Consider the following 15,136-nt stretch of genomic DNA (forward strand, 5'->3'; position numbering starts at 1 on the left):
AGACGGTGCTTGGACTCGTGACCGCCGACGTGGCGGCTCCGCTCGACCCCGATCTCGTTCCCTTCGCAACGGCGTGCGCTCACCGCGTCGGTGCCGATGGCGTCCGGATCGTGTCATGGGACGATCCCGACGTCGACTGGGCGTCGTTCGACTCGGTGATCATCCGATCGACCTGGGACTACACGGATCGCCTCGACGAGTTCCTGGCGTGGGTGGAGCGCACGTCGAGCGTGGCGCGCCTGCTCAACTCGCCCGACGCGGTGCGGTGGAGCGCCGACAAGCGGTACCTCGCCGAACTCGCCACGCTCGGCATCTCGATCGCTCCCACCACGTTCGTCGAGCCGGGGCAGTCGCCGCCCGTCGTCGAGGGCGTCCACGTCGTCAAGCCGACCGTCGGCGCCGGGTCGAGTGGCGCTCGCCGCTGTGAGGCGGACGAGGTCGCCGACCACGTCGCCGCGCTGCATCGGGAGGGGCGCACGGCCATGGTCCAGCCGTACCTCGACCTCCTCGACGAGCGCGGCGAGTCGGCGTACTGCTACGTACCGGGCGTCGACGGCGGACTCGAACTGAGCCACGTGTTCCGCAAGGGAGCGATCCTCACGACGGTCGACGTCGAGCAGGAAGGCGATCTGTTCGCGAAGGAGGACATTTCCGATCGGCGAGCCGAACCCGCCGAGCTCGTCGTCGCCGACGCGGTGCTCGACGTCGTGTCTCGCTTCGACGACGTCGCGTTCGCCCGCATCGACATCGCACCGCATCGAGCTGCCGACGGCACCGAGTCGTTCGTCGTGCTGGAGGTCGAGTTGATCGAGCCCTCCTTCTATCTCCACACCGCTCCCGGTTCAGCAGAGCTCTTCGCCGATCGGCTGCTCGCTCGCCTCGCCCGGCACCTCGACAGCACGTCAGGCCGATGACGCTCGAACCGTCGGGTAGACGATCGGTCGTTCGGGTCGACGGTGCCCCGGGTGCGAAGACCTCACGAGCCCTCGACGACGAACTGATCGTCGAGGAGCCGCTGTCGATCCAGCTCGACGGCGTGCTCGTCACGACGACGATGCGTACCCCTGGCCACGATGCCGAACTGGCTGTGGGCTTCTGCCTCACTGACGGTCTGCTCGGCGGCGCGCCGATTCTCGAGGTGCGGCACTGCGACGGTGAGAACGTGATCACCGTCGACACCGGGTGCCTGGCACCGCCGGCGGCGCCTCGCCTCGGCAACGTGTCGTCGAGCTGCGGGTGGTGTGGGAGCGAGCAGATCGAGTTGCTCGTCGAACGTCTCACGCCGATCGAGACGGCGCCGACACCCGACCTCGACCTCATCGCCGCGCTCCCCGACCGGGTGCTCGGTGGTCAAGGGCTGTTCGCCCGCACGGGCGCCGTTCACGCCGCAGCCGCGTTCGACGCCGATGGTGCCCTCCTGGTGGTGCGCGAAGACGTCGGACGCCACAACGCCGTCGACAAGGTGGTCGGTGCGCTCGCGATGCAGGGCGGGCTCGAGGACCCGACGGAGCCGGGATCGTCGCTCGGGCTGTTCGTCAGCGGTCGAGCGAGCATCGAGATGGTGCAAAAGGCGTGGGCGGCCGGGTTCCACACGCTGGTCGCGGTGAGTGCGCCGACCGCGCTCGCCACCGATGCGGCTCGCCGTGCAGGTCTGGTGCTCGCCGGGTTCGTGCGCGGCGCGTCGTTCAACATCTACTCGCCGGCGCCCGACAATCGTTAGCCTGATCGTCATGTTGATGGACGACGGCCTGAGCATCCTGCACCTGTTGGCGAAGGTGACGCCCTCGACCGATCGACGTGCGGTCATCGCCGCCGTCGAAGCGGCCGAGGCCGCGGACTGTCAAGTCATCACCGCCGCCATGCTCGGCCACAAGGCCGACATCTGCTTCATGGCGCTGTGCGCCGACTGGCGAACGCTGCGCACACTGCAGACGGCATTGCAGCGTTGCGGGCTCGACATCGCCGACAGCTACGTGTCGATCACCGAGGTCAGCGAGTACGCCAAGGGGATGTCGGAGGAGATGCTACGCGGACGGTTGCATCCGGTCATCCCGCCCGAAGGATTGAACGCGTTCTGCTTCTATCCGATGAGCAAGCGGCGTGAGGGCCACGCCAACTGGTTCGCGACACCGTACGAGCGCCGCCAGGAGATGATGATGGAGCACGGCAAGAGCGGTCGCACCTTCGCTGGCAAGGTCGCGCAAGTCATCTCCGGCTCGACCGGCCTCGACGATTTCGAGTGGGGCGTGACACTGTTCGCGAAGAGCCCCGACGTCATCAAGGACGTGGTCTACACGATGCGTTTCGACGAAGGATCCGCGTTGTATGGCGAGTTCGGCGCGTTCTACGTCGGCTATCTCGCCGACGTCGACTCGATCCTCTGACCGACGCTCACCCGGCTGCCGGGTGTCGGGCGCGGCTCAGAGTCGAGCCGGCACGCGGTCGACGACCACAGCGGTTCCCGACTCGTCGAAGCGGAACGTCTCGAAGATGGCTTGGACCGTTTCGCCCTCTCGATTGAGTTCGGTTCGTCCGGTCGGACCGTCGTAGTCGATCTGGCGGCCTTCGCCGAGGTTGGTCGCGCACGTCTCGAAGGTCCGACAGCGGGTGCCGCCGTCGGACACCGAGGTCATCTGGCTGGCGATCGCCTCGGGAAGGTCGGTGCCGGCCTGGATGGCGGCGAGCGCGACGAGGTGCACGCAGTCCGTCGCCTGCGGCGCGAACGGAGCGAAGGGCGATTCGTCGTCGCCGCCGGTGTCGTCGATCACGGTGATCTGTGGCGCGATGCCGGTGATCCGCAATCGGAGCAGGTCCGGCAACCCGGCGATCACCGCAGCCGTCGCAGGATCTCGGACCTGGTCGTTGAGAATGATGTTGCTCAACGACTCGAACTCCTGGCGGCCGAGGGCGGTCAGGAACCGGGCTGCGTCGCTCGGCGAAGCGACGATGATCGCAACCGAGGCGCCGCTCGAGGCCAGTTCGAATGCGTCGTCGTCGACGTCGTCGTCGCCGACGGGGATCGCGATCGTCGTGACCTGTGTGAGCGGTCGGGATTGCAGCGCGGCAGACACCTCGGCCGCGTACGGGCGACCGTAGGCATCGTCGACGTGGACGATGGCCACGTCGCGGCGACCGGTGCGTTCGGCGGCGTCCGCGATCGCCACGGCTTGCAGCGAATCGCTGGCGATCGTACGGAAGAAGAGGCGCTGGTCCGGGTAATCGTCGAGCGTGAGGGCGCTCGCGGTCGGTGAGCAGGTGACGATGCCAGCGCGCACGGTGTCGTCGAGCGCAGCGACGGCTGTGACACTCGACGACGGCCCGACGATCGCGTCGACACCCTCGTCGATGAGCGCGACGACAGCGTCGGAGATGGCCGTCGTGCTCTCTCCTTCGTTGCGGGTGATGAGTTGGACGTCGTTGCCGAGGACCCCGCCGGCGGCGTTGACGTCGGCGACGGCGGCGGTGATCGAATCGAGCAGCGCGCTGCCGATGCGCGTGTCGCTCTGGGGCAGCAGGGCTCCGAGGCGCAAGACCCCGTCGCTGTCTCGTTCCGCGGGAGCGAGGGTGGTGGTCGTCGCTACAGTGGAGTCGGGCGGGACAGGATCGCCGCCGCTGCACGCTGCAACGATCAATGCCGACGCCACCGCCGGGCTGATCCACCGCTGCGCACGCATCCGATCACGGTACCGCCGTCGGGAGACCGGCGGATTTCATTCAAGAAACCGTCTCGAATGGCCGATCCAGCCCTGACAGGTTTCCGAATGACCAGCATCCCTACGCTTCCCAGCGATCGACAACTCGTCGGCGCCGTGCGCAGCGGTAGCGACGCGGCATGGAACGAGCTGACGGGGCGACACGTGCCGTCGGTTCGAGCGATCGTCCGCGGCCGTCGGGCCCGCCGCATGATCGACCAGCGTCTCGCCGACCTCAGAGCAGCGATCGAGCGCGGCGACGACAGCGCGGAAGGCGACCCCGCCGTCCGCGCCTTTCGGCCCCGTGTGCTCGCTGCACTGTCGGGTGGCCAGTACGGCCCGGGCGGACGGTCGAACGGCCAGGACCGTGACCAGAACCGTGAGCACCGGGACGGAGCGGTGTGTCTCGATGATCTCGATGATCTCGATGACGAGACCGACGAGATGCTGCTCGCCGTTGCGTTCGCTCGTCTCCCGGAGCCGTGGCAGACCGTGCTGTGGCACACCCACGTCGAGCGGCTGACCGCCGCCGAGATCTCCCCACTCGTCGGGCGGACCGCCATCGACGTCGCCGAGTTGTTGCACACCGCCGAGCGTGGCCTCATCGACGCGTTCCTCTTGGAGTACGTCGCCGCCCGCCCGCTCGACGCGGATGTCGCCAAGCTCGTCCCGCTGCTCGGCGGCTATGTTCGCCGAGCCCTACCTCGCCACGACGAAGGTCGCGTCGAGGTGCACCTCGCCAGCGATGAGGGGGCCTCGAGTCGACGCCTCGTCGAGATGATCTCGGCCATCGACGCAGTGCTCCCTCCCGCCGTTTCGCCGGGGGTCACCGGTGTGAGCGTCGACGAGCAACGCCGAGCGATCGGGACGGCGACGCGCACGTTCGGCGCCGACGTCTTGTCGTCGGACCGCTCCAGTCGCGTCCGGCGCGCCACGATGCTCGGCGCCGTCGCCGCGGTCGTCGTGGTGCTGGTCGGTGCGGTGTTCCTCGTCCGCCGTCCGTTCGACAACGCTTCGACGTTCGCCACCATCACGCAGCCTCCCCCAGCGGACACCACCGACATCGATCCCCGTGAGGTGCCCGGCCCGACTGATGGTGGCGACGCGACCGACTCCGCCACGACGACGACGGTCGATCTGCGTCCCGCGGTGAGCGGTCCGCGCAACGACATCGAACTGCTCGTCGAGCCCGGACTTCGCCCGCTCGGGGTTGCACCCGTCGCCGCACAACTCGCCGTGTCGGTCTCTGCTCCCGCCCCCGTGTTGGCTGGAGGCTCGGGCACGCTCGATCTGCTGATCACGAACACGAACGACTCGCCGACCGAGGCATCGGTCGAGACCGTGCTGCCCCGTGGCGTCGTCTTCGAGGCGCTCGTCGAGGGCGACGCCACCTGCATCGACCCGCCCGACGACTCGCCGTTCTGCAACGTCGTCGTTCCCGCCGACGGTGCGTTGGAACTCACGATGCGGTTCGGACTCGAGAGCAGCGTCGTCGGTCGACTGACCGTCAGCGGCGAGTTGCTGAGCGAGCCCTTCGAGACGGCGATCTCCTCGCTCGCCGACCTGGTCCACCACTCGGTGGCGCGCGGTGGGATCCAGATGATCGGCAACACGCTGATGTCGTGTTCCGAGACTTCAGCTGTTGCGGTCGACATCGACTGCGGCGACGTTCGCGCCGGTGTCGGCGACGCGGTGAATCGTTGGGACGTGCCGATGGAGTTCGTCGGCGCCGCCCCGCGCTTCGGCCTCGTCAACTCGTCGACGGCGACGCTCGAGCTCTCTCCAGAGTCGACGGTGACCGCTGCACACCTGTACTGGTCGGGTGATCTCGACGAGCGCCAACAGTCGGTACCCGATGACGGCCGCAACGCGAACGTCACCGTGGTGCGCCCCGATGGCGACGTCGTCACCGTCACCGCCGACCGGGTTTCGCTCGGCGACATCGACGCCACGCAGTACCTCGGGTCGGCCGACGTGACCGACATCGTCAGAGCGGGCGGTGCAGGCGACTACCTCGTCGGCAACGTCCAGTCGGTCGAGGTGCAAGGCTCCTACGCCGGCTGGTCACTGGTCGTGGTCTACGACGATCCGGCGATGCCGAGAGCGCAGCGCGTGATCACCCGGCCGTTCGAGTGGATCGCGCCGGAACCTCGATTCGAGTACGACGCCGATTTCCCGGTGCCCGTCGTCGAGGGTGCACCCGCACAGGTGTCGCTGCTCACGTTCGAAGGTGAGCGCGGCTTCGCACCTGAGGCGCTGGTGATCGGCGACGAGGCGATCGGTGGCGACGCTGTCTTCGACAGTTCGATCGACGGCCCCCGCTCGCCGAGCTACGACAACAATCTCGGAGTCGGCCTCGGCGTCTATGATCTCATGATCGATACCGCCGACGGCAACCTCCCTCTCCGAGCGACGTCCGACAGGGACGGCGTTCGCATCGCCGTCCTCGCGCTCACCGTCGATCTGGCGCAGTGACTCCCGACGATCGATCAGCGCAGCTCGTCGCTGCCGCGATCGATCCGGCGTCGCCCGAACCACGCCGTGGCCGTGCGTACTGCCAGGCGCTGTCGACGATCACCGACGAGTGGGTCATCGGCCTGTTCGAAGCGGCGATGCGAACGTGCCCGACGAACAGCCGTGTGGCGATCCTCGCGGCGGGCGGGTACGGACGAGGCGAGCTGGCGCCCTACAGCGACCTCGATCTCCTGCTCGTGCACGACGCCAAACCGCGCAAGGTCGCCAAGGAGATCGAGCCGATCGCCAGTGCCATCTGGTATCCGGTGTGGGATGCCGGGGTCAAGCTCGGCCACGCGGTGCGTCGTGTCGACGAACAACTCGACCTCGTCGACGGTGATCTCGATTCGGCCACGGCGTTGCTCACCGCTCGATTCCTGGCGGGTGATCGAGCGCTCGCCGAGGAGGTCATCCACCGAGGTCGAACATCGTGGGAGGTGCAGCGATCGACGTATCTGACGGCGCTCCATGGCCGCATGCACGAGCGCCAGGCGGCCTCGGCTGACGTCGCGTACCGACTCGAACCCGACCTCAAGGCCGGGCACGGCGGATTGCGGGACGTGCAGACGGTGTGGTGGGCGATCGCCAGCGGTCTCGACGTCATCGACGACGACCTGACCGCGCTCGACGACTGCTACGACACGTTGTTGCGAGCTCGCGTCGCCCTGCACCAGGCCACCGGGCGCCCCGGCGAGATCATGCGCCTCGAAGACCAGGACGCGATTGCGACGGTGGGCGGCTGGTCCGATGCTGACGCGTTGATGGCCGACGTCGCTGCAGCGGGTCGCCGTGTGTCGTGGGTCTGCGACGAAACCTGGTCGCGAGCGGTCGATCACGACCGTCCCGCCGACCGAGCGATTGCTCCGGGCGTCCTCTTGCAGGGCGGAGAGATCCGCCTCGCCGAGTCGGCCGACCCGGTCGCCGATCCGACGCTCGCGTTGCAGGCCGCAGTGGCAGCCGCCCGCAACGACTGCCGCATCGCACGGTCGACACTCGATCGCCTCCACGCCGAGATCGAGCCGTGGCCTGGCACCTGGCCGGTCGGCGCACGCGACGAACTCGTCGCACTCCTGCTCGAAGGCCATCGGGCGATCAAGGTGCTCGAGTCGCTCGATCAACGAGAGCTCGTGTCGAGGTTCTTGCCGGAGTGGGAGCCGGTGCGGTCCAAGCCACAGCGCAACGCGTACCACCGCTTCACCGTCGATCGACACCTGTGGGAGGCAGCGGCCAACGCAGCAGAACTCGCCGACGGCGTGGCTCGACCCGACCTGCTCGTCATCGGCGCGCTGTTCCACGACATCGGCAAGGGTTACCCCGGAGATCACACCGATGTCGGGATGGACATGGTGCGTGACATCGCACCACGGCTCGGATTCGGACCCGGCGACGTCGACGCGCTGGTCACGATGGTCGAGCATCATCTGTTGCTGCCCGACGTGGCGATGCGTCGCGATCTGACCGATGCCGCAACGATCGATCTCGTCGCCGGACTCGTCGGCTCGGTCGACAAGCTCGAACTGTTGCACGCGTTGACCGAAGCCGACTCGAAGGCGACCGGCGTGTCGGCGTGGGGCAGCTGGAAAGAAGAACTCGTCGAGGAATTGGTGTCTCGAACTCGCCACGTCCTCGGAGGCGGCAACGCCTCGGAGGTCACCTGGCGGCTGTTTCCCGACGAGGCGACCCTGGAGCGCATGGCGCTCGGCGAGGTCGATCTGACACGCGATGGTGATCTGGTCACGATCGTCAGCCCTGACACCCCGGGCTCGTTCAGTCAGGTCGCCGGGGTGCTGTCGTTGCACGGCCTCGACGTGCTCACCGCGCGCGCTCACTCCGACGAGCACGGAATGGCGGCATCACAGTTCCGGGTCAGCGCGCCCGCCGGCGAGATCAATTGGCGATCGCTCAAGGCCGACCTGCGCAAAGCGCTCGACCACGAACTCGCGATCGAAGCCCGACTGGTCGAGCGAGCCAAGACCTATCGACGTCGTCGGCGAACGCAGGCCGACATGCCGGGGCCACCGAAGGTCAAGTTCATCGAAGGCGGCTCGAGCAACGCGACGGTGATCGAGGTGCGCGCGGTCAGCAAGATCGGCATCTTGCACCGGATCACCAAAGCGCTCGCCGAACTCGGCCTCGACATCCGCCACGCCACCGTGCACACGATCGGCATGGAAGTCGTCGACACGTTCTACGTGCGCACGCGCGCCGGTGGCCTCGTCACCAGCGCACCGCACCGCAAGGAAATCCAGAAGGCACTACTGCACGCGGTGCGATGACCTTCGCGTAGGTTGTGCTCGTGGTTGCTGACGCACGAGACCTGGCCCGATGGAGCGAAACCCTCGCAGGGATCGCTCGCACCGGCATGGCCTTCACCGAGAATCTGTACGAACGCGAGCGCTACGAAGAGGTGCTGCACGTCGCCGCCGACATCAAGGCGGCTGCAGCGGAGGCCGAGGACGCCGTCGCCGTGGAGCGCGAGACCGATCACTTCGTCGCCGAGTGGCTCGAATCGATCGGCGAAGGCGTTCCCGGATACGTGACGCCGAAGATCGCGATCGGCGCGATCGTCGGCAACGACGACGACCACATTCTTCTCGTCCAACGCAAGGACTCGGGCATCTGGCTGTATCCGACCGGTTGGGCCGACGTCGGGTATTCGCCGGCCGAAGTCGCCGTCAAAGAAGTCGGTGAGGAGACGGGGATCGAGTGCACGGTCGAGCGTCTGCTCGGCGTGGTCGACGGACAGCGGATGGGGTTCAGCCGCTTCGGCATGTACATGTTGCTCTTCCACTGTCGTGCCACGGGCGGGACGCTGACACCGCATCCGCTCGAGACCGGCGACGTGGGCTGGTTCGCGCGCGAGGCGTTGCCCGAGGCGACAGCTGGCGCGGCTTGGTGGGGTCCGATGGCGTTCGCCGCGATCGACGGGGATCTCGGGCCGGCCACGTTCGATCCGGTGCGGCCGAACGTGTGGCGAGGTACGCCGGACTGACCCTCGCGTCGGGGCTGCTCGACCGCGATGCCGCCGTGGATGCACTCGTGGATGCACTCGTCGGTGCAGTCGTCGATTCAGTCGTCGGTGTTGTCGCGCAGGAACCGCTCGACTTCGTCCATCAACGCGTCGGGGTCGACATCACTGACATCGATTTCGTCCGCGGCATCGGCAATCGGCCCGTCCTCGTGGCCGGGGGTTCGGGGCGACTGTTCGTCAGATGCGTGCTCGAGCCGTTCGAGATAGTCGACCATGTCGTCGTCGTCGCCGATCAACGCGGCGACCTGTGCGTCGTAGGCGGCTGCGCCACGAGCGAGTGACGACAACGGCGCTGGCGTGCCGATCATCGAGCACGCTCGATCGACGAGCGCCATCGCCGCTTTCGGCGACGGCACCTGCGACGCATATCCGGGTACCGCGGCCCACAACGATGCCGTCGGAAACCCGGCTCGCTGGAGCGCATCGTGGAGCACCCCGACGATGCCGGTCGGGCCTTCGTAGTGCGATCGTTCGAGTTCGAACCGGTCGATCAGGTCGGTGTCGGTCGCCGTGCCGATCAACGGCACCGCTCGCGAGTGCGGGACGTCGGCGAGCAGCGCTCCGAGCGAGAGCGCCATCGTGGCGCCGAAGCGTTCGGCGATCCCGACGATCTGTTCGGAGAACAGCCGCCAGCGAAGCGCTGGCTCCGGTCCGAGGAGCAAGATGACATCGGTGCCGGGGAGCGACGCCGACCAGACGCCGACGGTCGGCCAGACGATCGAGCGGTTGCGTTCTGCGTCGAGGCGAACCTGGGGCCGAACGGTCGCGAAATCGGTGAACGGCTCGGGGTCGATGTCGGCGAGCGCGCTCGCTCCCCACGACTCGATCATCGTGCTCAGGGCGCTGGATGCTGCGTCACCCGCATCGTTCCAGCCGGTGAATGCGGCGATGAGCACGGGGCGTTCGAGCGTCGTCTCCGCTTTCCATCGCACGTGCTCGGTTCCCACCTGCGTCACGCTATCGGCCACCGCGATGCGGCGTGACGGGCCGGCGTGACGGACCTGGGGTGATCGTCATGCGCGGAGTCTTCTGAGCGTCGTATCGTCGTCGTCGTGTCCAGCACGATCGAGATCGCCACGACCGTCGACGATGAACTCGTCGACGCCTTCGCCCGACTGATTCCGCAACTGTCGTCGTCGTCGCCACCGCCGGACGCCGAGGCATTGTCGGCGCTCGTGCACGGCGACGACACGGTGGTGTTTCTCGCTCGGGTCGACGAGGTGATCGTCGGCAGTCTGACGCTGGCGTTCTATCTCATCCCGACCGGGTTGAAGGCGTGGATCGAGGACGTGGTGGTCGACGATGACGCACGCGGTCACGGGCTGGGTCGACGGTTGAACGAAGCGGCGCTCGACGAAGCGCAACGACGCGGCGCGAAGAACGTCAGCCTGACGAGTCGCCCGTCGCGCGAAGCCGCGAACCGCCTCTACCAGCGCATCGGCTTCCAGATCCGCGAGACGAACCTGTACCGCTACGACTTCTGAGCGGCGACACCGGACCTCGACACCGGACCTCGACACCGGACCTCGACACCGGACACGCCCTGGCCCGGTGCCGGGCCCGGGCGGGGTTCAACTCGACGCGCGGATCAGATCCTCGGCGGCTTGGCGGACCTGCCAGTCGCGGTCGTCGAGCGCTCGTTCGATCGCGTCGTCGACGTGAGCGCCGTCGAAGGGGGCCAAGGCGAGCACGGCGCGACGACGAATGGCTGGCTTGTCGGCGGTTGCAGCGAGAATCGCGTCGAGGCCGCGGTCGTCACCGATCGCGCCGAGCGCCGCCACGCTCGATTCGCGTACCAACGGATCCTCGGCGGTCGTCGCGAGGTGCACCAGACGTTCGACGACCTCATCACAGTTCGATTCGTGCTCGCCGCATGCCCACGCCGCGACCTCGACGACCCGGTCGTCGTCGTCGTGGAGCAACGGTGTCAGGTCGACCTCGCGGTGCGTGGCTGCGACCTCGGCCGCTCGTCGCCGGACACCCGGGTCGGGGTCGTCGAACGACGCGGCGAGTTCGTCGTCGCGTAGCACGCCGAGTCGTTCGAGGGCCCCGAGCGCTGTCGCTCGAACGGACGGGTCGGGGTCGCCGAGCGCAGCACGCGCCGTGCCGACATCGCCGGTGTGCCCGGCAGCCGCAACGGCGCGACGGCGAGCGTTCACGACTTGAGCAAGTCGGTGAGTGTGATGACCACGTACGCAGAACCGAACGCGATGACGATCGCCAGCACTGCGCCGATCACGACGGCGATGCCAGCGCTGGCGACAGCGGCCCAGACGCGTCGGAAGATGTTCGGTCGCTTGTAGAGCGGCACGGTCGCCTCGGCGATGCCGATCGGCACGCGCGGGCGACGAAACTTGGGTTCCACGCGTGGCGTTCGTGGCATCGCTCTGGCATTCTTTCGCCAGCCGGCGAACACCAGCGCGGCAATGGCCAGCGCTGCCATCCACCCGGCCTGAGTAGTGAGATCCGTGACCGACACAACAAACAACATCGTACTCGTCGCACCACGCCAGCGGTGGTGGGCGGTCGGTCTCGCAGTGATCTCCCTGCTCGTACTGTCGGCCGTCACCGTTGCCGTGATCATCCCGGCGCAGACCTTCGCTCGAGCCGACAATCCGTTCCGCGACGAGGTCGAACCGGCCCCGTTCGCCCGAATTCCGGCATCGACCGAGTCGGTCAACGACCGAGTCGTGTACAACGACCTGCCCGATGACGTCGACGTGTACGAGACCGACGGGGACTTCTTCTTCGTCACGGTCAGCGCGCCCGACCAGTCGGTGCTGTCGTGGCTCATCGGCCAGACCGAAGAGGTCGTCGACCCGCTCACACCTGAGGGCAAGTTCGGCAACCTGACCCCGACGCAGAACCGCCAGATCAGCCTGCAGCAGATGCGGACCGCAACGCAAGAGGCGCAATACGTCGCGCTGCTTGCAGCCGGGTACGAGCCGACGATCGAGCGTGGCGAGGTCGTCGTCGAGGAGGTGCTGTGTCTCGTGCCGAGCATCGGTAGTCCCGACTGCGAGGAGCGGTTCCCCGCCGACGAGCAGCTCGATCCGGCCGACACGATCCTCGAGGTCGCCGGTGTGCCGGTGTCGACGCTCGACGAGCTGTCGGCCGAACTCGACGGGCTCGCACCCGGCGACACGGTCGACCTGAAGATCCGGCGTCCGGAGGTCGGCGAACTCGACGTCACGGTCGAGCTGTCGGCCTCGCCTGACGAGCCCGATCGTACGCTCATCGGCTTCCGTCCCTTCGACACGGCCACGGTGGCGTTGCCCTTCGACGTATCGATCGATTCGGGCGCGATCGGAGGCCCGTCGGCGGGTCTCGCGTTCACGCTTGCGCTCATCGACGAACTCACCGTCGGGGAGTTGACAGGCGGACGCAACGTCGCGGTGACCGGCACGATCGATCTCGAGGGCAACGTCGGACCCATCGGCGGGCTCAAACAGAAGGTCAGCGCGGTCAAGCAACACGGCGTCGAGGTGTTCTTGATCCCGGCATCGCAGTTCGAGCTCGGTGACCCTGCCCCCGACGAGGAGCCGGGTTCGGTGTGTCGTTGGGAATGCCTCAACGAGGTGGCGGGCGGCGACGTGGTGCTGGTGCCGGTCGCCAACCTCGGCGAGGCGCTCGAAGCGCTGCGGTTGCTCGGCGGTGACCCGTTGGTTCCCGTCGGCCAAGAACCCGCATGACCCTCCACCATCTCACCTACTGGGACGCGTAGCGTTGGAGTGATGGCGATGTCTTTCTCACGTCCCGATCCGGCGTCGCCGTCGCAGGTCGCCGAGGCGACGTTCTCGACCGGCCGCCGCGGTTTCGATCAAGGCGAGGTCAGGGATTTCCTGCGAATGGTCGCCGCCGAACTCGGGCGTCTCCACGAGCGTGAACGCTTCTTGGAACGAGAGTTGCGTGGTGCGCAGGCATCACCGAACCTCGACACGGCGCGACTCGATGACGAGACCCTCATGCGTCTCGTCGGCGACGAGACCGCCCGCGTGTTGAGCGCAGCGCGAGAGAGCGCCACCGAGATCCGCGAGAAGGCCGAACAGGCCGCCGCCCGCATCCTCAACGAGGCGAGCGACGAGGCTGCCCGGCGTCGCGAGGAAGCAGAGATCGAAGCGTCACGTCGACGCTCCGACGCAGCGAACGACGCCGAAGCCGAACTCTCGATGGCCAAACAGCAGGGCCGCGAGATGGTCAACGAGGCGCGTGCATATCGCGAGCGGGTGCTCACCGAACTCGCTCGTCGGCGCGAGCTCGCCCGAGAGCAGATCGAACAGCTCATCCACGGACGGGATCGGTTGATGCAGGCGTTCGAGCGTGCCCGGTTGGTGGCCGTCGACGTCGTGTCCGAACTCGAACCGATCGGCGAGCCCGACGAATACGTCAACCTCCAGCCGACCACCGGCCCGGTGCCGGTGATGGTCGCCCGCGTCGACTCCCGCGAGCCCGACGAGGTGAGCGCGCCCGATGGCGTACGCACATCAGTCGAGCCGGAGCCGGTGGATGCGGCCGAGGTTGATCCGGTCGAGGCGGATGCGGCCGAGGTGGATCCGGCCGAGGCGGATGCGGCCGAGGTGGATCCGGCCGAGGTGGATCCGGTCGACGACCGACTCGAGGACGAGCCTCATGGCGTACTCGAGACGGTGGAGTCCGAATCCCCACCGGCGCTGGAGTCCGAGACCGAGACCGAGACCGAGACCGAGACCGAGTCCGAGACCGAGTCCGAGACCGAGACCGAGGCCGTGTTCGGGACCGAGACCGAGTCCGAGTCCGAGACCGAGACCGAGGCCGTGTTCGGGACCGGGACCGGGACCGAGACCAAGACCGAGGCCGAACTCGAGGTCGAGCCGGTGCGTGATGACGTCGTCGTGGATCTGTTCGCTCGGCTCCGCCGTGCCGAGCGTGCGGCTGCGCCCCCCGATCACGATGCCGGACATCACGATGCCGGACATCACGAAGCCGGACATCACGATGCCGGACATGACGAAGCCGGACATCACGAAGCCGGACATGACGATGCCGGCGCGGCCGAGCCGGCGCAAGGCGTTCCCATCGTGGCGACGGAGCACCTGTTGGGCGAGCACGACGTTGCCGATCCCGACCGATTCGCGACCGAGGCGAGTTCATCTGGCCCAGCGTCCCGAGCGGCGATTCCGACCGAGATCGACGACGAGATGCTCGTCGTCGAGGCGAGTGATGTCGAGGCGACTGTTGTCGAGGCGAGTGAGTTCGAGCAGCGCGACGCCGACCTGACACCGCTGATCGTCGCCAGCGCGCGCAAACTCAAGCGGGTGCTCGCCGACGAGCAGAACGACGTCCTCGATCAACTTCGTCGCAACGACGCCATCACCTCGCTCGATCAGATCCTGCCATCGGCCGACGAACACGGTCACCGGTACGCGAGCGCCATCTCCGACGACATGTTGATGGCGGCCAATGCGGGTGCACAGATCGCGAGTCCGACCCGGACCGCCCGCCTGACCAAAGCCGACGGTCGCGCCTCGGTCGATCAGGCGTCGGCGATGATGAGGGAGTGGCTCGTCGGCCCGCTGCGCGACCGCCTCGATCGAGCGATCCGTGACGGCGCATCCGACAGCACGGCCATCACCAAGATGGTCCGCTCCGTCTACCGCGAGTGGAAGACCCAGCACATCGACGAACAGCTCGACGACATCTTGCGCGCCGCGCACGGCCATGGGCTTCTCGCAGCCACCCCAACCGGAGCGCTCGTGTGTTGGACGCCGGACCCGCGCCACGGTTCGTGCCCCGACTGCGACGACAACGCGCTGGAAGGCCCCGTCGCGGCTGGGCAGGCGTTCCCGACGGGTGACACATTTGCCCCCGCCCATCCAGGGTGCCGCTGCATGTTGCTTCCCGCCGTCCCGTAAGATCTGCG

At 67.7% G+C, this 15,136-nt stretch carries 13 protein-coding genes; 9 read left to right on the forward strand and 4 right to left on the reverse strand.

The features are described 5' to 3' along the window. Window positions 1-5 precede the first annotated feature (5 nt). From ACE37B_RS14250 to ACE37B_RS14260, 3 genes are read left to right on the forward strand one after another with little or no spacing between them, the layout of a single operon-like run. Window positions 6-914 (forward strand): RimK family alpha-L-glutamate ligase, encoded by a 909-nt coding sequence (locus tag ACE37B_RS14250; RefSeq protein WP_409923984.1) that lies wholly within the window; start codon window positions 6-8, stop codon window positions 912-914. After that, a complete protein-coding gene (gene fdhD, locus ACE37B_RS14255; RefSeq protein WP_409923985.1) occupies window positions 911-1,720 on the forward strand; it encodes a formate dehydrogenase accessory sulfurtransferase FdhD in 810 nt (269 codons plus the stop codon). Before ACE37B_RS14250 ends, fdhD begins: the two co-directional genes overlap by 4 nt. 10 nt (window positions 1,721-1,730) lie before the next feature. Beyond that, entirely contained in the window at window positions 1,731-2,384 is a 654-nt protein-coding gene (locus ACE37B_RS14260) for a chlorite dismutase family protein (RefSeq protein WP_409923986.1), read from the forward strand. A gap of 36 nt (window positions 2,385-2,420) precedes the next feature. Here ACE37B_RS14260 and ACE37B_RS14265 read toward each other — a convergent pair whose 3' ends face one another. Next, window positions 2,421-3,674 carry an ABC transporter substrate-binding protein gene (locus tag ACE37B_RS14265; protein WP_409923987.1) on the reverse strand — a complete coding sequence of 418 codons (1,254 nt, stop codon included), beginning with the start codon at window positions 3,672-3,674 and terminating at the stop codon, window positions 2,421-2,423. Window positions 3,675-3,761: 87 nt separating this feature from the next. Between ACE37B_RS14265 and ACE37B_RS14270 the strand changes: the two genes are divergently transcribed. Genes ACE37B_RS14270 through ACE37B_RS14280 form a run of 3 tightly spaced genes read left to right on the forward strand, consistent with a single transcriptional unit; the run spans window position 3,762 to window position 9,198 of the window. Continuing rightward, the gene (locus ACE37B_RS14270; protein WP_409923988.1) at window positions 3,762-6,167 is read left to right on the forward strand and encodes an RNA polymerase sigma factor; all 2,406 of its coding nucleotides are present in this window, start codon (window positions 3,762-3,764) and stop codon (window positions 6,165-6,167) included. Next, window positions 6,164-8,482 carry a [protein-PII] uridylyltransferase gene (locus ACE37B_RS14275; RefSeq protein WP_409923989.1) on the forward strand — a complete coding sequence of 773 codons (2,319 nt, stop codon included), beginning with the start codon at window positions 6,164-6,166 and terminating at the stop codon, window positions 8,480-8,482. The genes ACE37B_RS14270 and ACE37B_RS14275 overlap by 4 nt, the downstream gene beginning before the upstream one ends. 20 nt (window positions 8,483-8,502) lie before the next feature. Then, window positions 8,503-9,198 carry an NUDIX hydrolase N-terminal domain-containing protein gene (locus tag ACE37B_RS14280; RefSeq protein ID WP_409923990.1) on the forward strand — a complete coding sequence of 232 codons (696 nt, stop codon included), beginning with the start codon at window positions 8,503-8,505 and terminating at the stop codon, window positions 9,196-9,198. Between the two features lie 77 nt (window positions 9,199-9,275). On the opposite strand, the gene ACE37B_RS14285 is transcribed toward ACE37B_RS14280, so the two are convergent. After that, window positions 9,276-10,184: a PAC2 family protein gene (locus ACE37B_RS14285; protein WP_409923991.1), complete on the reverse strand. Its 909-nt coding sequence runs from the start codon at window positions 10,182-10,184 to the stop codon at window positions 9,276-9,278. 105 nt (window positions 10,185-10,289) lie between these two features. Between ACE37B_RS14285 and ACE37B_RS14290 the strand changes: the two genes are divergently transcribed. Continuing rightward, window positions 10,290-10,721, forward strand: coding sequence for a GNAT family N-acetyltransferase (locus ACE37B_RS14290; RefSeq protein ID WP_409923992.1), 432 nt, complete (start codon window positions 10,290-10,292; stop codon window positions 10,719-10,721). A gap of 87 nt (window positions 10,722-10,808) precedes the next feature. Here ACE37B_RS14290 and ACE37B_RS14295 read toward each other — a convergent pair whose 3' ends face one another. Further along, complete coding sequence (locus ACE37B_RS14295; protein ID WP_409923993.1) at window positions 10,809-11,396, reverse strand: HEAT repeat domain-containing protein; 588 nt, start codon at window positions 11,394-11,396, stop codon at window positions 10,809-10,811. After that, the gene (locus tag ACE37B_RS14300) at window positions 11,393-11,602 is read right to left on the reverse strand and encodes a hypothetical protein (RefSeq protein WP_409923994.1); all 210 of its coding nucleotides are present in this window, start codon (window positions 11,600-11,602) and stop codon (window positions 11,393-11,395) included. The genes ACE37B_RS14295 and ACE37B_RS14300 overlap by 4 nt, the downstream gene beginning before the upstream one ends. A gap of 103 nt (window positions 11,603-11,705) precedes the next feature. Between ACE37B_RS14300 and ACE37B_RS14305 the strand changes: the two genes are divergently transcribed. Both ACE37B_RS14305 and ACE37B_RS14310 read left to right on the forward strand, forming a co-directional pair. Next, on the forward strand, window positions 11,706-12,929 hold the full coding sequence (locus ACE37B_RS14305; RefSeq protein WP_409923995.1) for a S16 family serine protease: 1,224 nt from the start codon (window positions 11,706-11,708) through the stop codon (window positions 12,927-12,929). Between the two features lie 42 nt (window positions 12,930-12,971). Next, on the forward strand, window positions 12,972-15,128 hold the full coding sequence (locus ACE37B_RS14310; protein WP_409923996.1) for a DivIVA domain-containing protein: 2,157 nt from the start codon (window positions 12,972-12,974) through the stop codon (window positions 15,126-15,128). The last annotated feature ends 8 nt before the right edge of the window (window positions 15,129-15,136 follow it).

Source organism: Ilumatobacter sp., from assembly GCF_046290335.1.
Lineage (GTDB): Bacteria > Actinomycetota > Acidimicrobiia > Acidimicrobiales > Ilumatobacteraceae > Ilumatobacter_A.

Coding starts and splice junctions, on each gene's coding strand:
- ACE37B_RS14260 (WP_409923986.1), top strand. CDS start 1,731: ATGTTGATGGACGACGGCCTGAGCATCCTGCACCTGTTGGCGAAGGTG.
- fdhD (WP_409923985.1), top strand. CDS start 911: ATGACGCTCGAACCGTCGGGTAGACGATCGGTCGTTCGGGTCGACGGT.
- ACE37B_RS14270 (WP_409923988.1), top strand. CDS start 3,762: ATGACCAGCATCCCTACGCTTCCCAGCGATCGACAACTCGTCGGCGCC.
- ACE37B_RS14310 (WP_409923996.1), top strand. CDS start 12,972: ATGGCGATGTCTTTCTCACGTCCCGATCCGGCGTCGCCGTCGCAGGTC.
- ACE37B_RS14265 (WP_409923987.1), bottom strand. CDS start 3,674: ATGCGTGCGCAGCGGTGGATCAGCCCGGCGGTGGCGTCGGCATTGATC.